This window comes from Nonomuraea indica, assembly GCF_002850745.1.
GTDB lineage: Bacteria > Actinomycetota > Actinomycetes > Streptosporangiales > Streptosporangiaceae > Nonomuraea > Nonomuraea indica.
On the sequence record NZ_KZ559468.1, the window covers coordinates 340,501 to 361,375 of the forward strand.

The 20,875-nt window shown below is 72.1% G+C and carries 21 protein-coding genes; 13 read left to right on the forward strand and 8 right to left on the reverse strand.

The genetic code is table 11. The features are described 5' to 3' along the window. The first annotated feature begins 115 nt into the window (after positions 1-115). The 4 genes from ctaD to CXR44_RS09360 all read left to right on the forward strand — a co-directional run bounded on the left by ctaD (position 116) and on the right by CXR44_RS09360 (position 4,357). On the forward strand, positions 116-1,837 hold the full coding sequence (ctaD, locus tag CXR44_RS09345; protein WP_425437410.1) for an aa3-type cytochrome oxidase subunit I: 1,722 nt from the start codon (positions 116-118) through the stop codon (positions 1,835-1,837). 70 nt (positions 1,838-1,907) lie between these two features. Further along, positions 1,908-3,188, forward strand: coding sequence for an NAD(P)/FAD-dependent oxidoreductase (locus tag CXR44_RS09350; RefSeq protein WP_180903271.1), 1,281 nt, complete (start codon positions 1,908-1,910; stop codon positions 3,186-3,188). Between the two features lie 19 nt (positions 3,189-3,207). After that, complete coding sequence (locus tag CXR44_RS09355) at positions 3,208-4,032, forward strand: MBL fold metallo-hydrolase (RefSeq protein ID WP_101784638.1); 825 nt, start codon at positions 3,208-3,210, stop codon at positions 4,030-4,032. 25 nt (positions 4,033-4,057) lie between these two features. Then, on the forward strand, positions 4,058-4,357 hold the full coding sequence (locus CXR44_RS09360) for a hypothetical protein (RefSeq protein ID WP_101784640.1): 300 nt from the start codon (positions 4,058-4,060) through the stop codon (positions 4,355-4,357). A 98-nt stretch (positions 4,358-4,455) separates the two neighbouring features. Here CXR44_RS09360 and CXR44_RS09365 read toward each other — a convergent pair whose 3' ends face one another. Continuing rightward, positions 4,456-5,481, reverse strand: coding sequence for an endonuclease/exonuclease/phosphatase family protein (locus CXR44_RS09365; protein WP_219601717.1), 1,026 nt, complete (start codon positions 5,479-5,481; stop codon positions 4,456-4,458). 211 nt (positions 5,482-5,692) lie between these two features. Between CXR44_RS09365 and CXR44_RS09370 the strand changes: the two genes are divergently transcribed. After that, positions 5,693-6,445: an SDR family NAD(P)-dependent oxidoreductase gene (locus CXR44_RS09370; RefSeq protein WP_101784642.1), complete on the forward strand. Its 753-nt coding sequence runs from the start codon at positions 5,693-5,695 to the stop codon at positions 6,443-6,445. 111 nt (positions 6,446-6,556) lie between these two features. On the opposite strand, the gene CXR44_RS09375 is transcribed toward CXR44_RS09370, so the two are convergent. Continuing rightward, positions 6,557-8,218 (reverse strand): acyl-CoA dehydrogenase family protein, encoded by a 1,662-nt coding sequence (locus tag CXR44_RS09375; RefSeq protein ID WP_101784644.1) that lies wholly within the window; start codon positions 8,216-8,218, stop codon positions 6,557-6,559. Between the two features lie 87 nt (positions 8,219-8,305). Here CXR44_RS09375 and CXR44_RS09380 point away from each other — a divergent pair, with 87 nt between their 5' ends. Next, complete coding sequence (locus tag CXR44_RS09380) at positions 8,306-9,235, forward strand: PaaX family transcriptional regulator C-terminal domain-containing protein (RefSeq protein WP_101784646.1); 930 nt, start codon at positions 8,306-8,308, stop codon at positions 9,233-9,235. A gap of 291 nt (positions 9,236-9,526) precedes the next feature. On the opposite strand, the gene CXR44_RS09385 is transcribed toward CXR44_RS09380, so the two are convergent. Beyond that, positions 9,527-10,741 (reverse strand): ABC transporter ATP-binding protein, encoded by a 1,215-nt coding sequence (locus CXR44_RS09385; protein WP_101784648.1) that lies wholly within the window; start codon positions 10,739-10,741, stop codon positions 9,527-9,529. Positions 10,742-10,920: 179 nt separating this feature from the next. Between CXR44_RS09385 and CXR44_RS09390 the strand changes: the two genes are divergently transcribed. The 3 genes from CXR44_RS09390 (at position 10,921) to CXR44_RS09400 (ending at position 12,838) form a co-directional block, all read left to right on the forward strand. Beyond that, positions 10,921-11,982, forward strand: a complete 1,062-nt coding sequence (locus CXR44_RS09390; RefSeq protein ID WP_101784650.1) for a LacI family DNA-binding transcriptional regulator — start codon at positions 10,921-10,923, stop codon at positions 11,980-11,982. A 39-nt stretch (positions 11,983-12,021) separates the two neighbouring features. Further along, entirely contained in the window at positions 12,022-12,255 is a 234-nt protein-coding gene (locus CXR44_RS09395; protein WP_281260259.1) for a pectate lyase, read from the forward strand. Between the two features lie 112 nt (positions 12,256-12,367). Next, positions 12,368-12,838, forward strand: coding sequence for a hypothetical protein (locus CXR44_RS09400; RefSeq protein WP_101784654.1), 471 nt, complete (start codon positions 12,368-12,370; stop codon positions 12,836-12,838). A 4-nt stretch (positions 12,839-12,842) separates the two neighbouring features. Here CXR44_RS09400 and CXR44_RS09405 read toward each other — a convergent pair whose 3' ends face one another. Beyond that, on the reverse strand, positions 12,843-13,643 hold the full coding sequence (locus CXR44_RS09405; RefSeq protein ID WP_180903273.1) for an alpha/beta hydrolase: 801 nt from the start codon (positions 13,641-13,643) through the stop codon (positions 12,843-12,845). Positions 13,644-13,649: 6 nt separating this feature from the next. Next, complete coding sequence (locus CXR44_RS09410; protein WP_101784656.1) at positions 13,650-14,135, reverse strand: glutathione peroxidase; 486 nt, start codon at positions 14,133-14,135, stop codon at positions 13,650-13,652. A 186-nt stretch (positions 14,136-14,321) separates the two neighbouring features. On the opposite strand from CXR44_RS09410, the gene CXR44_RS09415 reads away from it, so the two are divergent. Both CXR44_RS09415 and CXR44_RS40055 read left to right on the forward strand, forming a co-directional pair. Further along, a complete protein-coding gene (locus tag CXR44_RS09415) occupies positions 14,322-14,723 on the forward strand; it encodes an aggregation-promoting factor C-terminal-like domain-containing protein (protein WP_245899015.1) in 402 nt (133 codons plus the stop codon). Between the two features lie 344 nt (positions 14,724-15,067). Continuing rightward, positions 15,068-15,625 carry a lytic transglycosylase domain-containing protein gene (locus CXR44_RS40055; RefSeq protein ID WP_219601718.1) on the forward strand — a complete coding sequence of 186 codons (558 nt, stop codon included), beginning with the start codon at positions 15,068-15,070 and terminating at the stop codon, positions 15,623-15,625. Between the two features lie 57 nt (positions 15,626-15,682). On the opposite strand, the gene CXR44_RS09425 is transcribed toward CXR44_RS40055, so the two are convergent. Next, positions 15,683-16,330 carry a TetR/AcrR family transcriptional regulator gene (locus tag CXR44_RS09425; RefSeq protein WP_101784658.1) on the reverse strand — a complete coding sequence of 216 codons (648 nt, stop codon included), beginning with the start codon at positions 16,328-16,330 and terminating at the stop codon, positions 15,683-15,685. A gap of 81 nt (positions 16,331-16,411) precedes the next feature. Here CXR44_RS09425 and CXR44_RS09430 point away from each other — a divergent pair, with 81 nt between their 5' ends. Next, positions 16,412-17,536 (forward strand): ferritin-like domain-containing protein, encoded by a 1,125-nt coding sequence (locus tag CXR44_RS09430; protein ID WP_101784660.1) that lies wholly within the window; start codon positions 16,412-16,414, stop codon positions 17,534-17,536. A gap of 81 nt (positions 17,537-17,617) precedes the next feature. Here the strand turns inward: CXR44_RS09430 and CXR44_RS09435 are convergent, their stop codons facing one another. Beyond that, positions 17,618-18,961 carry a M28 family peptidase gene (locus CXR44_RS09435; RefSeq protein ID WP_101784661.1) on the reverse strand — a complete coding sequence of 448 codons (1,344 nt, stop codon included), beginning with the start codon at positions 18,959-18,961 and terminating at the stop codon, positions 17,618-17,620. Between the two features lie 94 nt (positions 18,962-19,055). On the opposite strand from CXR44_RS09435, the gene CXR44_RS09440 reads away from it, so the two are divergent. After that, entirely contained in the window at positions 19,056-19,871 is an 816-nt protein-coding gene (locus CXR44_RS09440) for an alpha/beta hydrolase family protein (RefSeq protein ID WP_245899016.1), read from the forward strand. On the opposite strand, the gene CXR44_RS09445 is transcribed toward CXR44_RS09440, so the two are convergent. After that, positions 19,868-20,869: a phosphotriesterase family protein gene (locus CXR44_RS09445; RefSeq protein WP_101784665.1), complete on the reverse strand. Its 1,002-nt coding sequence runs from the start codon at positions 20,867-20,869 to the stop codon at positions 19,868-19,870. The genes CXR44_RS09440 and CXR44_RS09445 overlap by 4 nt on opposite strands. Positions 20,870-20,875 lie beyond the last annotated feature (6 nt).

Genomic DNA, 20,875 nt, shown 5'->3' on the forward strand with positions numbered 1-20,875 from the left:
CTCGCTTGGGGGGTCCCTGACCGAGGATCGGCCGCCTCTTGACGCTAGATGCGGACAGTCCGGGGTATTCCCACGTGAATGCGGCACGTGGGCGTGCCGAGTCTCGCGAGGGGGGATCGCGGTGACGACACACAAGCCGGCGACCGGCGAGCCACTCACCTCGCCTCTGGCTCCGGTCAGGAGGCGCCGTACGGGCTCGGTGATCGCCGCCTGGATGTCCACCACGGACCACAAGGTGATCGGCTACCTCTACCTGATCACGTCGTTCGTCTTCTTCCTGCTCGCCGGTCTGATGGCGATGTTCATCAGGGCCGAGTTGATGGCCCCCGGGCTGCAGGTCGTCAGCGCCCAGGTCTACAACCAGCTGTTCACCATGCACGGCGCGGTCATGCTGCTGCTGTTCGCCACGCCGCTGTTCGCCGGGTTCGCCAACGTCATCATGCCGCTGCAGATCGGCGCGCCGGACGTGGCCTTCCCGCGGCTCAACGCGGTGGCGTACTGGCTGTTCCTGTTCGGCGGGATCATCACGATGTGGGGGTTCGTCACGCCGGGCGGGGCGGCCGACTTCGGGTGGTTCGCCTACACCCCGCTGTCGACGTCGACGTTCTCGCCCGGCGTCGGCGGCGACCTGTGGATCATGGGGCTGACGCTGGCCGGCCTCGGCACGATCCTCGGGTCGGTCAACTTCATCACCACGATCATCTGCATGCGGGCACCCGGGATGACCATGTTCCGGATGCCGCTGTTCACCTGGAACACGCTGCTGACCAGCATGCTCGTGCTGATGGTCTTCCCGGTGCTGGCGGCGGCGATGCTGGCGCTGGAGCTCGACCGGAAGTTCGGCATGCACGTCTACGACGCCGAGAACGGCGGGCCGCTGCTGTGGCAGCACCTGTTCTGGTTCTTCGGGCATCCCGAGGTGTACATCATCGCCCTGCCGTTCTTCGGGATCGTCACCGAGGTCATCCCGGTCTTCTCGCGCAAGCCGATCTTCGGGTACGTGGGGCTCGTCGGGGCGACCATCGCCATCGCGGGGCTGTCGATGACCGTGTGGGCACACCACATGTTCCCCACCGGCCAGGTGCTGCTGCCGTTCTTCTCGTTCATGACGTTCCTCATCGCGGTGCCGACAGGGGTGAAGTTCTTCAACTGGATCGGCACGATGTGGCGGGGACACCTGACCTTCGAGACGCCCATGCTCTTCTCCGTGGGGTTCCTGGTGACGTTCCTGCTCGGCGGGCTGACCGGCGTCATCCTGGCCTCGCCGCCGCTCGACTTCCAGGTCACCGACACCTATTTCGTGGTGGCCCACTTCCACTACGTGGTGTTCGGCACGGTCGTGTTCGCCATGTTCTCCGGCTTCTACTTCTGGTGGCCGAAGATGACCGGGCGGATGCTGGACGACCGGCTCGGCAAGGTGCACTTCTGGATGCTGTTCGTCGGCTTCCACACCACGTTCCTGGTGCAGCACTGGCTGGGCGCGGCGGGCTTCCCGCGCCGCTACGCCGACTACGGCCCGGCCGACGGGTTCACCACGCTGAACCAGATCTCCTCGCTCGGCGCGTTCCTGCTCGGCCTCTCGACGCTCCCGTTCCTCTACAACGTGTGGAAGACCGCCCGGCACGCGCCGCGGGTGACCACCGACGATCCGTGGGGCTACGGCAACTCGCTGGAGTGGGCCACCTCCTGCCCGCCTCCCCGGCACAACTTCACCTTCATCCCCAACATCCGCTCCGAGCGTCCCGCCTTCGACCTGCACTATCCGCGTGACGCGGAGGAGCAGCGGCGACCCATCGATACGGGAAAAACAGCCTTGAAAGAGGACGAAGGGGTTTAACAGCCTCGTCTGGTGCCAGAGGCAGACCTGAAGACGACGGTCGGAGGGATGGCTTGTGATGACCCGTGGCATGGCGCAAGTGACGGCCCCGGCGAAGCGGCTGAAGGCCCGCCCCGGCAGGGCCGGGAAGCGGCCGGCGCGGCCACGCGTCGTGGTGCTGGGCGCGGGGTTCGCCGGGCTGAACGCCGCCCGCGAGCTCGCCCGCGCCGGCGCGCTGGTGGCACTCGTCGACCATCGCCCCTACACCACCTTCCAGCCGCTGCTCTACCAGGTCGCCACCGCCGGGATCAACGCCGGTGACGTGTCCTACCCGCTGCGGGCCTTCGCGGGGGAGTACCCCAACCTGCGGGTCCGCGTGGCGGGCCTGGCCAAGCTGCACCTCGACGACAAGCGGGTGGAGCTCGACGACGGCACCGCGATCGACTACGACTACCTCGTCCTCGCCACCGGCGTCACCACCAACTGGCTCGGCATCAAGGGCGCCGAGGAGCACGCCATGCCGCTGTACGCCGTGAAGGACGCGGTCGCCCTGCGCAGACGGCTGCAGAAGGCCCTGGAGGAGATCGCCGAAGGCAAGCGGCCCACCGGCCACGTGGTGATCGTCGGCGGCGGCGCCACCGGGATCGAGATGGCCGGCGCCATGGCCGAGCTGCGCCGCCGCACGCTCCCGCTCACCCATCCGGAGATCAGACCCGACCAGACGAGCATCACCCTGGTCGAGCGGTTCGACTACGTGCTCGCGCCGTACAAGCCGCGGCTGCGCGACGCCGCCGCGAACGCGCTGCGCGAGCGCGGCGTGCGGCTCATGCTCGGCAGCACCGTCGCCTCGGTCGAGCCGGACGCGGTCGTCCTCGACGACGGCACCCGGCTGCACAGCGACGCCACCATCTGGGCGCTCGGTGTCACCGCGCCCAAGGAGGTCGCCGACTGCGGCCTGCCGCAGGGCAAGGGCGGCAGGGTCGTCGTCACCGAGGCGCTCAACCTGGCGGACCACCCCGAGGTGTTCGTCGCCGGCGACCTCGCGCTGCCGCCGCAGCCGCTGCCGCAGCTCGCCCAGCCCGCCATCCAGATGGGCAAGCACGTCGGCCGGCAGATCATCGCAGCCGCGCAGGGCCGGCCCCTCAGACCGTTCTCCTACCGCGACCCCGGCATCATGGCGATCGTCGGCCGCGCCGAGGCGGTCGTGCAACTGCGCAACGGAAGCACCATGCGAGGCCTCGTCGCCTGGCTGGTGTGGATCTTCGTGCACGTGGCCTACCTGCTGGGCGGGCGCAACCGGCTCACCGTGCTCATCGACTTCTTCTGGCGCTACCTGGGGCCGCGCCGCAGCGCCGCCTCGGTGGCCGAATGACCACATCTCGGGAGGCGTCATGGACGGGGCGGACCACGGCAGCGTCCTGTTCGTCGGCAACGCGACCACGCTGATCCGCTACAACGGCTTCACCCTGCTCACCGACCCCAACTTCCTGCACCGCGGTGAGCGGGCGCACCTCGGGTACGGCCTCGGCTCCAAGCGGCTCACCGATCCCGCCCTGGAGATCGGGGACCTGCCACCGCTGGACGCCGTCGTGCTGTCGCACCTGCACGGCGACCACTGGGACCGGGTGACCCGCGACGGCCTCGACCGGTCCACACCCGTCGTCACCACCCCGCACGCCGCCCACAGGCTGCGCCGCCAGGGCTTCGAGCGGGCCGTCGGCCTGAAGACCTGGGAGGAGTACTGCCTGCGCAACGCCCACGGCGTGCTCACCATCACCTCCGTGCCCGCCCGGCACGCGTCCGGGAGGGCGCAGGCGCTGCTCCCGCCGGTCATGGGCAGCGTGCTGGAGTTCCACAGCGAGGGTCACATCGACCTGCGCCTGCACATCAGCGGTGACACCCTGCTCGACCGCCGGCTGCGCGAGATCGCCGAACGCTTCCCCGACATCGACGTCGGCATCGTCCACCTGGGCGGCACCAAGCTGCTCGGCCTCCTGCTCAGCATGGACGGCCGGCAGGGCGCCGACTGGGTGGACCTCGTCCGGCCCGAACGCGTGCTGCCCGTCCACTACGACGACTACACGGTCTTCTCCTCGCCGCTGGAGGACTTCCTCGACCACATGCGGCAGACCGGCAACCTCGACCGCGTCATCCGCCTCGACCGCGGCGACAGCTACACCCTGCCGGTCCGCCCCGCCGCCAGCCGGCCCGGCTGACCCCGGCGCTGACTACAGTGGGGCCGTGCAACCCGACCTGCGCGGCCCCCTCATCAAGCAGCTCGCCGAGTCCGACGCGCCCCGCCGCCACTGGCACGGCACCGACGAGGACGGCGGGACGTGGCTGTTCGAGAGCGTCGAGGGCGACGGCGAGCACTGGGCGATCCGGCAGATCGAGATCGGCCCCCGCGGCGGCGCCCACCGCTACTGGTGGAACCACCTGCAGGACGAGCACGGTTTCCTCACCGACCAGGCGCTGGAGATCTGGGACCTCACCGAGATCACCGAGGCCGCCTTCGAGTCCGTCTGGGAAGCGGCCGCCTGAGCGGGCGGCGTCCCGGTCGGCTCACGGCCGGGGTCCCGGGTGTCACGAGCCGGGGTCCCGGGGGTCACGAGCCGGGGTCCTGAGGGTCCCGGGCGAGGTCACGGGCGGGAGGGCAGGCGCAGGTTCGCGACGACGCCCCGGTGGTCGGTGCCGGGCACGTCGAGCACCCGTACCATGTCCACCGCGACCCGCTCGTCCACCAGGACGTGGTCGATGGTGATCATCGGCGGGACGGCCCGGTTGTTCGGCCAGGTCGGCACCAGCCCCTCGCCGGCCCGGTCCGCCGCGTCCACGTAACCGCGGTCCAGCAGATCACGCAGCGCCCGGTGGTCGAGGGTGGCGTTGAAGTCACCGGCCAGCACCCGCGGGACGTCACCGGACGCCGGCGGCAGGGCGGCCAGCGCGGCGTTCCACTCGGCCGCCTTGCGGGGCAGCGGCGGGTTCGGATGCACGGCCACGACCTGCGCGCTCGCCCCGCCCGGCAGGCGCACCGTCGCCGCGGGCATGTTGTGCCCGATCGGCGTGAACAGCCCGTCCAGCGCGGTGAGCGGGTGCCTGGCGTACAGGCCGCTGCCCTTGGGGCCCTCGTCGGCCTGCAGCACGCGGTGCGGCATCAGCTCCGCCAGGCCCGCCGCGTCGAGCTCGGCGACCTTCTCCGGCGTGATCTCCAGCGCGCTGAACACGTCGGGGTCGTACTCCCGCACCAGCCGCACCACCGCGTCGGCGTCGGCCCGCGCGAACAGGTTGACCGTCAGCACCCGCAGCGGTGTCCCGCCCGGCGCGCCGGTGGCCGGCACGGCGCGCGGCACGACGACGCAGGCCAGCGCCACGCACGTGACCAGGGCCACCACCGCCGGCGGCCAGTTGCGCCGCAGGCCCAGCAGCACCGCCAGCGCCCCCGCCACGACCACCGCGTACGGCGTGAACGTCATCAGCTGCGTGAGGAACCAGCCGCGCTCCAGCCCGCCGAGCCGGATGACCGCCCACAGGGCCAGGAACGTGACGACCGTCCACGCGGCCAGGCGCCGCCACCCGCGCCTGCGCCCGTGTCGGGTCCTCGCCGGGGCCGCGCCGTCGCTGTTGTCCTGCGTGCCCGCTCCGGGGGTGTCGGCCGTGACGCTCACCCGATTCGCCCGTCCTCGCTCGATCCGCCCACGTCCTGTGCCCGACCTTAGACGCTGTGCAGCACGGGCGCGCGCACCTCTCCGCCGCGGCTCGCCGTGGACCGCTCTGAGCTGGGCGAACGCCGCTGCGCTTCCTGGGAACTCTCTCAGGTGCGAGCCCTGGCCGTCGCTGAACGTCCGTGGAGAACGGGCGGCGGGTTAGGGTGCTGGCATGCCTACCGCACTGATCACCGGCGCGACCGCCGGTCTCGGCGCCGCCTTCGCCCGCCGGCTCGCCGGCGACGGGTTCTCCCTCGTGCTCGTGGCGCGCGACGAGACCCGCCTCGCCGAGGTCGCCGACCAGCTCAAGCTCAGGTACGGCGTGAGCGTCGAGGTGCTCGGCGCCGACCTGGCCACCGAGGAGGGCCTGGCCCGGGTCGAGAGCCGCCTGCGCGACGGGGTGGACCTGCTCGTCAACAACGCGGGTTTCGGCCACCCGGGCTCGTTCCCGACGGTGCCCGTCGAGGACGAGGTCCGCATGCTCAGGCTGCACTGCGAGGCCGTCCTGCGGCTCACCCTGGCGGCCCTGCCCGGCATGAAGGAGCGCGACCGCGGTGCGGTGATCAACGTCGCGTCCGTGGCCGCGTTCTTCACCCGCGGCACCTACAGCGCCTCCAAGGCGTGGGTGGTCAACTTCAGCGAGTCCGCCGCGGCGGAGATCGGCCACCCCCGGATCCGCGTCATGGCGTTGTGTCCCGGCTTCGTGCGGACCGAGTTCCACCAGCGGGCCGGGATGGACACCTCGACGATTCCCGGGTTCCTGTGGCTCAAGGACGACGACGTGGTGAACGCGGCCATGCGCGACCTCGCGCTGCGCAGGACGGTGTCGGTGCCCGACCTGCGCTACAAGGCGATCGTGGCGGTCGGCCGCTTCGTGCCGCGCGGCGTGGTCGCCGCCGTCTCGGGCCGCCTCGGCCGCCGCTGACCTGCCACCGCGTCCTGATCCACCACCGCGTTCCGGCCCACCACCGTGTGACGGCCCACCACCGTGGGACGGCCCGCCCCAGGACGCCGCCGGGGCGGTTCCGGGGGCGGATCAGCGGTCGCCGGGCAGGGCGCGGGCCAGGATCGCGGTGAGGTCGGCCGAGCGGGGAAGGGTGCCGTAGGCGTGGCCCCAGTCACCGCCCAGGCGGGTGGCGCAGAAGGCGTCGGCGACGGCGGGCGGCGCGTGCCGTACGAGCAGCGACCCCTGCAGGACGAGCGCGATCCGTTCGACCAGGAGCCGGGCCCGCGCCTCGATCCCCTCGGCGTCGGCCAGTTCGTCGCGCAGCCGGGTCACGGCGGCGTCCAGGCGGGCGTCGCCGCCCCGGGCCAGGGCCAGCTCGCCGAACAGCGCGTCGAGAGTGCCCGGCTCTCTGCCCAGGGCGCGCAGCACGTCGAGCGCGTTGACGTTGCCCGAACCCTCCCAGATGGACAGCAGCGGCGCCTCCCGGTAGTGGCGCGGCATCCCCGACTCCTCGACGTAGCCGTTGCCGCCCAGGCACTCCAGCGCCTCGGCGGTGAACGCCGGCCCGCGCTTGGTCACCCAGTACTTCCCGGCCGCGGTGGCGATCCGCCGCAGCGCCCGCTCCGCCCGGTCGCCGGCCAGTGCCCGGTCGGTCGCCCCGGCCAGCCGCAGCGTCAGCGCGGTGGCCGCCTCCGACTCCAGCGCCAGGTCGGCCAGCACGTTGCGCATGAGCGGCTGGTCGAGCAGCCGGCCGCCGAACGCGACCCGGTGCCGTACGTGGTGCCCGGCCTCGACGAGGGTCCTGCGCATCAGCGTCGCGGTGGCCATCACGCAGTCCAGGCGGGTCAGGTTGACCATGTCGATGATCGTCTTCACGCCCTGGCCCTCGCCGCCGACCAGCCAGGCCACGGTGCCGTCGAACTCCGGCTCGCTGCTGGCGTTGGACCGGTTGCCGAGCTTGTCCTTCAACCGCTGGATCCGGAAGACGTTGCGGCTGCCGTCGGGCAGGACGCGGGGGAGCAGGAAGCACGAGAGGCCGCCGGGGGCCTGCGCCAGGACCAGGAACAGGTCGCACATGGGCGCTGAGGTGAACCACTTGTGGCCGCGCAGCGTGTAGACGCCGTCCTCGCCGGCCGGCGTGGCGACCGTGGTGTTGGTGCGCACGTCCGAGCCGCCCTGTTTCTCGGTCATGCCCATGCCCGCCAGCAGGCCGCGCTTGCCCGACGGCACCGCCAGTCCGGGGTCGTAGACGCGGCCGGCCAGCAGCGGCTCGTACACCGCCGCCAGGTCCGGCTGGTGGCGCAGCGTGGGGACGGCCGCGTACGTCATCGCCATCGGGCAGAGGTGACCGGCTTCGGTGTGCCCCCACACGAGCCCCGTCGCGGTCCGCGCCACGTGCGCGCCGGTCCGCCCGTCGGCCCAGACGGCCCCGGCGAGCCCCTCGGCCACGGCGGTCCGCATCAGGCTGTGCCAGCTCGGATGGAACTCCACCTCGTCGATCCGCTCGCCGAAGCGGTCATGCGTGCGCAGCTCGGGCTCGTGCCGGTTGGCGTCCTCCGCCCAGCGTTGCGCCTCCGGGCTCCCCGCCAGGCGGCCGACCCGCCGCACGTCCGCCTCGGCCCAGCCCGCGCCCTCCCGCCGCAGGCCCTCCAGCAGGGCGGCGTCGTCGGAGGCGTCGTAGGGCGGCAGGGGAGGCGGCTGGTTGGTCACCTCGTGGGTGGCGGACGGTCCGGCCGCGAGTGTTCTCACCATGCGCCGATGTTACGAAGTATGTGCGATTGCAGCAACCACGTAATACCGGACGGGATGGCGCGGTGCGCGGGCGGGCACAATGGCTGCATGCCGACGAAGGGAACCCCACCGGCCGCCGCCGCCGACGTGACCCCGCGCACAGGCGTCGCATCCGCCGGCGCGTCCCATGTCGGCGCGTCTCATGCCGACGCGTCCCATGCCGACGTGGCCGGGCACCCGGCCGCGGGGGTGGCCGGTGCCGCCGGCGCGCCTGCCGGCCCGGCCGGCGAGGTCGTGGCCGGGCTGCGGCCGCTGTCGGCGCGGTCGGTGGTGCTCAGCCTGCTGCTCGGCTCGCACCCTCCCGAACTGCCCGTGCACGCGCTCGTCCGGATCGTGGAGCCCTTCGGCATCTCCGGGGCCACGCTGCGCGTCGCGCTCACCCGCATGGTGGCCGCCGGCGACCTGCGCCGCACCGGCAGCACCTACCGGCTCAGCGACCGCCTCCTGCTCCGGCAGCGCCGCCAGGACGCCGCGATCGACCCCGCCGTCGGGCCCGCTGTCGGGTCCTCCGTCCGCGCCTGGGACGGCGACTGGGAGCTCGCCGTCGTCACCGCCACCGGGCGCGGCGCGGCCGAACGCGCCCAGTTGCGCGCCGACCTGGCCGCCCTGCGGCTCGCCGAGCTACGGGAAGGCCTCTGGACCCGCCCCGCCAACCTCACCCGATCGTGGCCGGGCCACCTGGCGCCGCTCGTCCAGCGTTGGACCGGCAGGCCCGGGGCGCCGGACGCCGAGCTGGCCCGGGCTCTGTGGGACCTGGAGGGCTGGGCCGGCACCGGACACGCCCTCCTGTCCGCGTACGGGGAGGCGACCGCGCCCGCCGACCGGTTCGCGATCGTCGCCGCGATCGTCCGGCACCTGCTCACCGACCCGGTGCTGCCCGAGCCGCTGCTACCGCCCGGCTGGCCGGCCCCTGCCCTGCGCGCCACCCACGCCGCCTACCGCCAAGAGCTCACCACCCTTGCCCGCGCCGCCGTGTAGCGCCCGCCGCCGTCGACGAGACCGCACGGAAACGGGCTCGTACGGGGATGGGCGCGAAGCGAGGCGACAGTCGTGTGCCCGAACGGGCCACACGAAACAGCGGCCACGCGAGCAGCGGGCCACGCGAAACAGCGGGCGATGCAGAACGCTGGATCCGCCGAACCGGCGGGGCGTGCGAAACCGGCGAGCCGGAGTCCCGGTGGGGGCAAAGTGAGGGCCCCCGCCGCGGGAGGGGGTCGCGGTGGGGGCCCGGCCGGTCACGAGCGGGCTCGTGACCGACATCCGGTGGGGTTACTTGACGTTGGCCGGGTGGCCGATCGCCAGACCCGAGGTCGGGTCGAAGAAGTGCAGGTTGTGCGTGTCGACGACCAGGTCGATGTTCTGGCCGGGACGCGCGTGGCTGCGGGCGTTGACGCGGGCGGTCCACAGGGACTTGTCGCCCACGAGCGGCAGCGCCGCCTCCTCGTCGTCACCGGTGTCGGCGGCGGCGACGGTGTCCTTGTGCTCGACGGGCGGGGCGTCGATGAGGAAGAGCACGTTGATCTCGGAGCCCAGCTCCTCGGTGACCTCGGCCTTGACCGGCAGGGTGGCCCAGCCATTGGCGTGGCTGCCGGCGGAGGCGGCGTCCTCGAAGTCGGAGGGGCGGATGCCCAGGATGATCTTCTTGCCGATGAACTGGTCGAGGCCCGGCTTGTCGGTGAACGTGGAGTCGGGGATGGGCAGCTTGATGCCGGCGAAGGCGACGGCCGCGCCGTTGTCGCGCACCAGCTCGGCGGTGACGAAGTTCATCGAGGGCGAGCCCATGAAGCCGGCGACGAACAGGTTGACCGGCTTGTCGAACAGGTTCTGCGGGGTGTCGACCTGCTGGAGCAGGCCGTCGCGCAGGACGCAGACCCGGTCGCCCAGCGTCATGGCCTCGACCTGGTCGTGGGTGACGTAGACGGTCGTGACGCCGAGGCGCTCGTGCAGCGTGTTGAGCGAGGCGCGCATGGAGACGCGGAGCTTGGCGTCCAGGTTGGACAGCGGCTCGTCCATGAGGAACGCCTGCGGCTCGCGGACGATGGCGCGGCCCATGGCGACACGCTGGCGCTGACCACCGGACAGGGCGGCCGGCTTGCGCTTGAGGTAGGTCTCGAGGCCGAGCATCTTGGCGGCCTCGTTCACCCGCTTCTGGATCTCGGGCTTGGGCATCTTGCGCAGCTTGAGGCCGAAGGCGAGGTTCTCCTCGACCGTCATGTGCGGGTAGAGGGCGTAGTTCTGGAAGACCATGGCGATGTCGCGGTCCTTGGGCGGCAGGTGGTTGACCACCTTGTCGCCGATAGCGATCTCACCGCCGCTGATGTCCTCCAGGCCCGCGATCATCCGCAGGGCGGTCGACTTGCCGCAACCGGAGGGGCCGACCAGCACCATGAACTCGCCATCCTTGATCTCAAGGTTGAGCCCGTTCACGGCCTTCACGCCACCGGCGTAGACCTTGTCGACATTGGTCAGAACGATGGATGCCATGACATTCCTTTGAGGTCCAGGGCGGTGGCCCGGGTGTTCGTGCGGGTGCCCACTCACGTGGATACGTTTTCAAGCATCTCACCCGAAATGGACCATGGGTGTCAAGAGTCTCGCCGTGACCAGCTTTTGAGGGATCGCCGGGGTTTCGGTGGCGTGGAAAGCATGATGGAATCGTTTCCATGGAAGTCAGGCGAGTCACCATCAAGGACGTGGCCGAGGCGGCCGGCGTGGGCGTCGCGACCGTGTCCCGGGTGCTGTCCGGGGGCTCGGCCAGCCCCGAGACGAGGGAACGGGTGCTGGCCGTGGCCGCCCAGCTCGACTACCGGCCGAGCGCTCTCGGGCGCAACCTGCGCCAGCGCCGCACCGGGGGCATCGGCCTGCTCGTGCCCGACCTGACCGACACGTTCTTCGGCCAGGTGGCCGAGGGGGTGCTCGCGTGCGCCCGCTCGGCGGGGGAGCCGGTGGTGGTCGGCTCGACGGGAGACGACCCGGAGCAGGAGGCCGAGCTGGTCGGCATGCTGCTCGAACAGAGCGTGGACCGGTTGGTCGCCGTCCCGTCGGGGGGCGCCGAGACCTGGCTGCCGGTGACCAGGGCCGGCATGACGGTGGTCTTCGCCGACCGGCTGCCCGGCGGCCCGGCCGACGACGGCCTGCCCGGCTCCACCGCCGACCTCATGCTGCTCGACGGCATCCCCGCGCGCCCGCCCGCCCGCGCCGTCGCCGACGTCCCCGCCGTCCTGGCCGACGACCGGTCCGGCATCCGTACGGCGGTGCGCTACCTGCACGGCCTCGGCCACCGGCGCATCGCCTTCCTCGGCGGCCCGGGGCACGACCGGCGGGTGGCGGCCTTCCGCGAGGCGGTGGGCGCGGCGGTGGACGAGGAACTGGTCGTCTTCGCCACCGGCACCCGCGACTCGGCCTACGCGGCGGCCTCCGGCCTGTTCCAGAGCCGCCCCGACCTGACGGCCGTGCTGGCGGCGGGCAACATGCTGGGGGAGGCGGCCGTGCTCGCGGCCAGGGAGCTCGACCTGAGGGTGCCGCGTGACGTCTCGCTCGTCATGTACGACGACGTGCCGTGGGCCGAACTGTGCTCCCCTCCGCTCACCGTGATCGCCCAGCCGGGCCGCGACATCGGCTACCGCGCGGCCGAGCTGGTGCTGCGCGGCACGGGCCGGCGGCCCCGCGGCGTGACGCTGCCGACGGAGCTGATCGTCCGCGGCAGCTGCGGCCCCCGCCACTAGCCCCGCCGTGTGTCGCGCCGTGCCGGCGCCGCGGGCGGCGTGAGAGTTCCAGCGGTCAGGACGCGCGGCCGGGGCGACAGTCAGGATCCGATGTCCGTGGTGGCCGACGGCGGGACCGTCCGGAACGTCATCCTCGACGCACCCGCCGGGGACGGCGTCCACCGCGAGGGCTCCTGCACGATCCGCGACGTCTGGTGGAACGACCTCGGCGGGGACGCCGCCACCTTCCGGAGCAACTTCCTCTACTCCTCCTCTGACGTCACCTACCAGTGACCGGAAGGTACGGCCCGGCGCCGGGCCGTACCCCGCACGTCCTCACGCCCGATGAGTTCGCGCGCGCCGGCGGGTCGGTACGGAGACGACACCCCGGCGGAAGGAGCTCTCCATGACGACCACCCGGCATCCCGCCCTCGTCCGGCTCGACGCGCTGATCGGCCGCTGGACGCTACGGCCGAAGGTCGAGGGGCTGGGCCCGGCCTGGGCCGAGTTCGCCTGGCAGGACGGCGGCGCGTTCCTGCGCCAGGACTCCGACGCGGGCCCGATGCCGGCCACCGCGCCGCCGGCCTGGCGCGACAACGCGCCGTTCCCCACCCGTGCCGTGTTCGGGCTGGACGACGCCACCGGCGAGTTCACGATGCTGTACGCCGACGGGCGCGGCGTGCACCGGGTCTACCGGATGACGTTCGACGGCGCGGTGCTGACCATCTGGCGGGACGCGCCCGGGTTCTGCCAGCGCTACACCGGCACGCTGAGCGCCGACGGCTCCGTCATCGACGGCCGCTGGGAGCGGTCGCCCGACGGCGTCACCTGGACCCTCGACTTCGAGATCGTCCACACCCGCGCCGAGACGGGCTGAGCGCTCACCGGCGGATCCTGGCGGCGAGGTCCGTCACGGCGGCCACGAGTTCGGGCCCGTCGAGGAGCCGGAGGTCGTTGTGGCCGGCGCCCGGCACCTCGACGAGCGTCACCTGCCCGGCGGCCGCCCGCGCCACGGCCCGGCTCTGCTCGGGCGGCACGATCGTGTCGGCCGCGCCGTACACGACGACGGTCGGCACGCGCAGGGCGGCGACGCGGTCGGCGACCGGGAAGCGGTCGCGCAGCAACGGCCGGACCGGCAGGAACGGGTAGTTGGCCTGGCCCGCGGCCGCCAGGTCGGTGAACGGCGAGCGCAGCACCAGCCCGTCCGGCGGGTGCTCGGCGGACAGCCGCGTCACCACGCCCCCGCCGAGGCTCTCGCCGAAGTAGATGACCGGCACGTCGCCGAGGAAGCGGCGTGCCGCGACCGCGTCGAGGTGCAGCCCCTCCTCGGTCGGCCGCCCGGGGTTGCCGCCGTAGCCGCGGTAGTCCATCAGCAGCACCGGCAGCCCGCGTGCGGCCAGGGCCCGGGCCAGCGGCGCGCGGTGCAGCCGGTTGCCCGCGTTGCCGCCCGCGACGAGCACGGTCACCGGCTGCTCGCCCGGCACGAACCAGGCGCCGAGCCGCACCCCGTCGGCGGTGGTGAACGACACGTCCCGGGCCCCGGCGAGTACCGTGCCGGCCGGCGGCACCGGCCCCCGGTCCGGCAGGTAGATCAGCGAGCGCTGGAACACCCACAGCAGCCCGAGCAGCACGACGACGACGGCGAGCACCACGAGCGCGCCGCGGGCCACCGTCGTCCCCATCGGAGGTTAGAGGACCTTCTCGACGGCCGAGGTGACGGCGGGGTCCTCCGGGGTGGTGCCGGGGCGGAAGCGGGCCACCACGGCGCCGTCACGGTCGAGCAGGAACTTCTCGAAGTTCCACTGCACGTCGCCCGCCTCGCCGTCGGCGTCGGCCGTCTCGGTGAGCGCCGCGTAGAGGGGGTGCCGGTCGGGGCCGTTGACGTCGGTCTTCTCCAGCAGCGGGAAGTCGACGCCGTAGGTGGTGGAACAGAACTCCTGGATCTCCTCGGCCGATCCGGGCTCCTGGCCCATGAACTGGTTGCAGGGCACGCCGACCACGCTGAAGCCGCGCGGGCCGTAGCGCCGGTGGAGCTCGACGAGGCCGGTGTACTGGGGGGTGAGACCGCACTTGGAGGCCACGTTCACGACGAGGACGGCCTGGCCGGGGGCGAGGGCGTCGAGGGTGGTGGCCGCGCCGGCGAGGGTGCGCAGCGGGATGTCACGAAGGCTCATGATCCGACCCTACAGAACGCCGCCGCCGCGTTTTTGTGACAAGGTCCACATTTTTCGGACAAAGGCCCTGAACAACGCCATAGATCATTCTTTGCCAGGGATCTATATTTCCATGGTCAATTCGCCATAAATGTCATTAGTCGGGCAGGGTGGCGCGGTCCCCGAACCCGTCTGAAAGGCATCCGCATGCCCATGCTCCGCCGTACCAGCCTCCTGCTCCTGTCCGCCACGCTCGTGACGGCAGGCGGGGCCACGGCCGCACAGGCGCAGAGCTCCCAGGCGACCAGCGTCAAGAACAAGGCCATCGCCAGGACCATGGTGGCCAAGCGCGGCTGGACCCAGGCCCAGTACAGGTGCCTGGTCAAGCTGTGGGCCCGGGAGAGCGGCTGGAACCACCGGGCCGCCAACAGGTCCTCCGGCGCCTACGGCATCCCCCAGGCGCTGCCCGGCAGGAAGATGGCCGCCAAGGGCCGCGACTGGCGCACCAACCCCAGGACCCAGATCAGGTGGGGTCTCGGATACATCAAGCAGCGGTACGGCACGCCGTGCGGGGCGTGGGCCCATTTCCGCTCGCGCCACTGGTACTGATCGCGTCCCATGTCCGCGCCCGTGTCCGGCCAAGACGGCGTCAACCGGGCGCCGGGGCGCTCCACGGCGGCCCCGCGAGACCGGCATGGATCCGGAACCGTCCAGCAAACACCTGTCCGCGGCGTGTCACGGTGTGTGACTGACCATCACTGTCCGTAATAGAAACCCGCTAGAGAACACGTCGTGGGCCCCTACGGGCCGCCCGGCTCGATGGGGCGGTCGACCAGATCCCGGAGCGGGCCGCGCGGACTCTCCCCGTCCGAGCCACGGACGGGGACCGGCAGGGCGCCCACGGCATCGCCGCCCGGCGCACGTCCGCACGCGACCCGACAGCAAGGATCGCCTTGGACAGCAAACGCGTGCTACGCAGCACACTCGCCACGATGGCGGCGGCCACCGCGCTCGGCGCCACCACGATGGAATCCGCCACCCCGGCCCACGCGGAAGCGCATCCGCACGCGGCGCGCGCCGGGGCGCACACCGAGGGCGACCCGACGGTCGTCCACGAGAACGTCTGGCAGGCGCCGGTCGTCAGGGTCCGCACCTGGCGGACGGCCGCCAGGCCGCGGGTCGTCAAGCGGCTCAGGGCCGCCGATCCCAGAAGCCGCAACAAGGAGATCGCCCTGGACCATGTCGTCCGGCGGTCGTGGTCCTACCGGCAGTTCCAGTGTTTGGACAGCCTGTGGACCCGGGAGAGCAACTGGAACCACCGCGCCTACAACAGCTCGTCCGGCGCCTACGGCATCCCGCAGGCGCTGCCCGGAGGCAAGATGCAGGGGGCCGGCAGCGACTGGCGCTCCAATCCGGAGACGCAGATCCGCTGGGGCCTGATCTACATCAAGGGCAGGTACGGCCGGCCGTGCGACGCCTGGGGCCACTTCCAGGCGCACAACTGGTACTGACGCAGCCGTTCAGGGGAAGGAACGGCTGCCCCGGACCAGGGCAGGGGGCGTCCGGTCTCACCGGGCGCCCTCCTCGCGCGCCGGATGCGCGGCGATGGCCGAGATCAGCATCTCCACCCCGAACTCGAACTCCGCCTCGTGGTCGCACCGGCCCAGCAGCGGGGCGAGCTCGCTCACGTGCGGGAACAGCGTCTCGTCCACCTGCTCGGCGTCCACGGAGCGCGGCTGGGGCGGCGCGAACGAGGGCGTCACCCCGACCTCGCGCAGCAGCGAGCCCACGATGAAGGCGATGAACATCCGCAGCATGCGCACCGCATCGACGCCGTCGAACCCGGCGCTGCGCAGCGTGGCCAGCGCCCGCTCGACTGGCAGGAGCCCGGCGCTGGAGTGGAGGGTGCGGCTCACCACGAGCATGGTCGAGCGGGGATAGTGGTGCGCGATCTGCCGGAAGGCGCGCGCCTGCATCCGCACCCGGTCGCTCCAGTGGGCGTCGGGGTCGTCGGTGAACTCGATCCCGCTCATCACGGCCTCGGCGACGCCGCTCAGCAGCGCGTCCTTGTTGGGCACGTGGTTGTAGAGGGACATCACGCCGACGCCCAGCTCCGCCGCGATGCGCCGCATGGACACCGCGTCGGCGCCCTCGCGCTCGATGAGGTCGATCGCCGCCGCGACGATGCGCGCCCTGGACAGGGGCTCCGTGGTCATAGCTCATTCTATTGACGCACGTACACCGTACGTGCCAGCCTCGAAGGTGTACGTACGGTGTACGTCCCTCGCGGAGGTCCCATGTCGACGCACGATCTCTACACCATCCCCGCAGAGCTCTCCACCTGGAACGTGGAGATGGCCGGTTCGAGCAGGTTCACCTGGGAGTACGACGACGGCCGGGACCGCATGCTCGCCCTGTACCAGAAGGGCAAGGACAAGCAGTGGGACTCGACCAAGCGCATCGACTGGGATCTCGAGGTCGATCCGTACAACGTGCTCGGCATCCCCGACCAGACCATCGCCATCCACGGCACCCCGCTGTGGGAGCGGATGGACGACCGGCAGCGCCGGGAGGTGCGCCGGCACGGCGCCGCCTGGCAGTTCTCGCAGTTCCTGCACGGTGAGCAGGGCGCCATGATCTGCTCGGCCAAGATCGTGGAGACCGTCCCCGACCTGGACTCCAAGTTCTACGCCGCCACCCAGACCATGGACGAGGCCCGCCATGCCGAGACCTACGCCCGCTTCCTGCAGGAGAAGGTGGGCCTCGCCTACCCGATCAACGAGCACCTGAAGGCGCTGCTGGAGAGCACGCTGAGCGACTCGCGCTGGGACATGCCCTACCTCGGCATGCAGGTGCTCATCGAGGGTCTGGCGCTGGCCGCGTTCGGCGTCATGCGCGACATCACCACCAAGCCGCTGCCCAAGCAGATCCTCGCCTACGTCATGCAGGACGAGGCCCGGCACGTCGCGTTCGGGCGGATGGCGCTGCGCGACTACTACCGCGGCCTGTCCGACAGCGAGCTGCGCGAGCGGGAGGACTTCGTCATCGAGGGCTGCTACCTCATGCGCGACCGGCTCCGCGGCCGGGAGACGTGGGAGAACATGGGCCTGTCGAGGGCCGAGATCCACGAGGCCATGGAGGCCACCGACCGCTCGGAGTACCTCCGGCTGTTCCGGTCGCTGCTGTTCAGCCGCATCGTGCCGTGCGTGAAGGACATCGGGCTGTGGAGCCCCCGCCTGCAGCAGGCGTACGCGGACATGGGCGTGCTGGAGATGGCCGGCCAGTCCCTGGAGACGCTGATGAGGCAGGACGAGGAGATCGCCGAGCGGCTGGACGCGGCCCGCTTCGCGGAGGAGGAGGCCGAACGGCACGCGGAGGTGGCCGAGACGATCGCCCTCGGCGAGTCCTCCCGGCCGTCCTAGACTCCCCTGTCCCGTCGGTGCCGGCCGCCCGGGCTGTCCCGGCGGTCTCGTGTCCGGGCCGTCCTGGCGGGTCCCCGCGTCCTACGACGTGGCCGTCGTCCTGCCGTCTCCGGCCCGGTCCTCCCGCCGTAGCGTGTCGGGCGTCCATCCGGCGGTGCCCGCCACGATCCGTACGGCCGCGCGGGCCAGCGGCTCCAGCCCCGCCACGTCCACCTTGTCCAGCGTGTCGGCCGAGTCGAACAGGTACATCGGCGCCGACAGGAAGTGCACCAGCGGCACGCCCTCGGGGTGGAAGAACGCGCCGTCGGTGGGCGGCATCGGTGAGAACACGTCCGGCGGCAGCACGAAGGACCGGCGCAGCCCCTCCGCCTCCAGGGTCGTGGCGACCAGGCTCTCCAGCCGAGGCGCCTGGGTCGTGAACCACCATCTGACCTCGGGATCCGCTGTCGGCCGCAGCCCGCCGTCCACGCTCTCGCAGCGCAGCGCGGCATGCTCCAGGTGCACCTGGAGGACCACGTCGGCGAGCAGGGAGCGGTGCCGCTCGATGAACGCCCTGGTGCCCGCGGCGTGCGCCATGTGCCCGGAGGTGAACAGGAACATCAGGTTGTGCGGCCGCTGCGCGGCGGGCACCCGCGCCCAGTGGCGCGCGGCGGCCAGCACCAGCGCGATGCCGGAGGCGTCCTCGACGGCCGAGGCCCAGGGGCCGTCGTGGTGGGAGGCGACGATCACCCAGTGCGGTGAGGCGCCCGGCAGCGTCGCGACCACGTTGTGCGTGGTCACCGTGCCGCGGACGGACTCGGCGACCAGCTCACCCTCGCAGGGGAGCCGGGCCAGGAGCCGCCGGGCGTCGCCTCCGGACAGCCACAGCCCCGGGATCGGCCGCTCGACGGCGTCGTAGGGAACGTAGTAGTCGCGCGTCTCCCACGGCACGCCCGTCAGCGCGCCCACGAAACCGGCGGCGCCCGCGTCCAGGGCGGGCTCCACGACCTGCATCATCCGCGGCCCGAACGGGATGGTCTGGACGAGCGTGTCGAAGACCCCCTCCGGATCGTAGGCCGACGTGGCCAGCGCCCTGACGAACGACTGCGGCACCTCGGCGAAGGCCAGCTCGTCCACCGCGATGTCGCCGGGCCGCGCCTCGGCGAGCGGGACGATCCTGGCGCGCAGGCCGCCGGTCGGCGCGGTGAACGGCAGCGGCAGGCCGGGCAGTTCGGTGCCGTCCGCCAGGCGCAGGACGCCGGTGCCCGGCTGCCAGCGGGTCACCTCCACCGGCTCCAGCGCGACGTCGAGCCCCCACCCGGCCAGCCGATCGGCCAGCCACCCTTCCGTCCACACGTCCGCCGGATAGCCCGGGCGGCGGATGCCGCGCGACACGACGGTCTCGATCCAGCCGAGCATCTCGGCTGCGGAGGGCACGTGTTCCATGCCGGTGATCCAACCATTGACAACCGGGGCGTGTGAAGCCACAGTTCCGGTCATCCGTACAAATCTTGTTCTGGAGGCCGTTATGAGGCTCCTGGTGGCAGCCGTCTTACTCGTGCAGGGAATCCTCGCGAGTCCGGCGCGGGCGGCGGACACGATCGAAGCGCACTACCGGGCGGCGGGCCCCTGGGCGGTCGCCACGGCCGACGTGCCGGGCTACCGCCTCGTCTACCCGGCGGCCCTCGGCGCGGGCGGCGTCAAGCATCCGATCATCACCTGGGGCAACGGCACCAACGCCGTGCCCACGCAGTACCCCGGCGTGCTCGACCAGCTCGCCTCCTGGGGCTTCGCCGTCGTCGCCTCGACCGACACCACGACGGGCACCGGGTCCGAGATGATCGCCGCGGCCCGGTACCTCATCGACAGGAACACCGACGCCTCCAGCGTCTTCCACGGCAAGCTCGACGTGACCAGGATCGGCGCCGTCGGCCACTCCCAGGGCGCCGGCGGCTCGGTCAACGCCGCCACCAAGTCCGCCGGCCTCATCCGCACCGTCGTCCCCATCGCCCTGCCCGCGCCGATCTGGGTGAGCCCGGGAGACGCGTTCTCCGTCAACCGACTGACCTGCCCGGTGCTGTTCCTCGGCGGGACCAACGACGGCCTCATCTCTCCCGACTCCGCGCTCCAGGCCTACTACGGCCAGGTGCCCGGCGCCGCGGCGAAGGCACTGCTCAAGGGCGCCGGGCACAACACGATCCAGGGCACGGGCGGCGGCTTCCTCGGCTACCTCACGGCCTGGCTCATGTACCAGCTCCAGGGCGACGCCTACGCGCGCGGCGCGTTCGCGGGCGCCACCCCGGAGATCAACACCAACGCGAGCTGGCAGAGCCAGTTCGAGAAGAACCTGCCCTAGGCACGCGGGACGGGGCGGCCGGCACGAGCGTCGCCGTCCGCCCCGTCCGCCGTGAGGTCGCGGAGCGCGAAGGCGGCGCCCGGGTTGCGGGTCAGCGCCGCCGCCGCCGCCTCGCCGAGTCCCGCGGCCTCCAGCCGCGGGACGAACCGCTCCAGCAGGTACGTCAGCCCCGGCCCCCCGCCCAGGTGGGGCCAGTACGAGCGGCGCGCCAGGTCCATGCCGAACAGCAGCCGGTCACCCTGGCCGTGCCCGGCCAGCTCCGCGACGAGCGCGACGATCTCGGCGTCCGTGCCGTACTTGATCCGGCCCGGCCGGTCAAAGGCCAGATAAGCCCCTCGTTCCGCCAATGAGATGAGATATCCGGCATCGGGGTTGTGGTCGATGTGGCCGAGCACCACCCGGTCGGCCGGGACGCCCTCGGCCGCCAGGGCGTCGAGCAGTTCGTGGCCCATCGTGCCCTTGTCGCAGTGGCTCACGACCGGCACGCCGGTGGCCAGCGCGGCGGCGGCCACCGCCCCGACCAGCCGCCGGATCCCCCGGCCGAACGCGTGGTACCCCGTCGCGATCTTGATGGCGCCCGCCCGGGCGGGCGAGCGCCGCACCAGGGGCCCGGCGAGGCCGTACTCGTCCATGCCGAGTTCGATCTCCGACACCAGCAGCTCGGTGATCTCGTGGGCCGGGTAGTGGTGCAGCCAGTGATCGTCGGCGTAGTAGCGGCTCTTGTGGAAGCCCGTCACCGCGACGACGTGCAGGCCGGTCCGCTCGGCCAGCTCCCTCATCAGCGACGGGCTGCGGCCGAAGCCCAGCGGCGTCATCTCCACCACTGCCGACAGGCCGAGGCGCCGCGCCGCCGACACCTCCGCGACGGCCGCGTCGAGGGAGTCGAGCCGGTAGTCCGGTTCCTCGCGCACCGGCCAGCCGCCGGTCATGAACAGGTGCTCGTGCGCGTAGGTGACCCCGAGTTCCTCGACGTCACCGAGCACGGTGCGGACCGTCACAGCAGC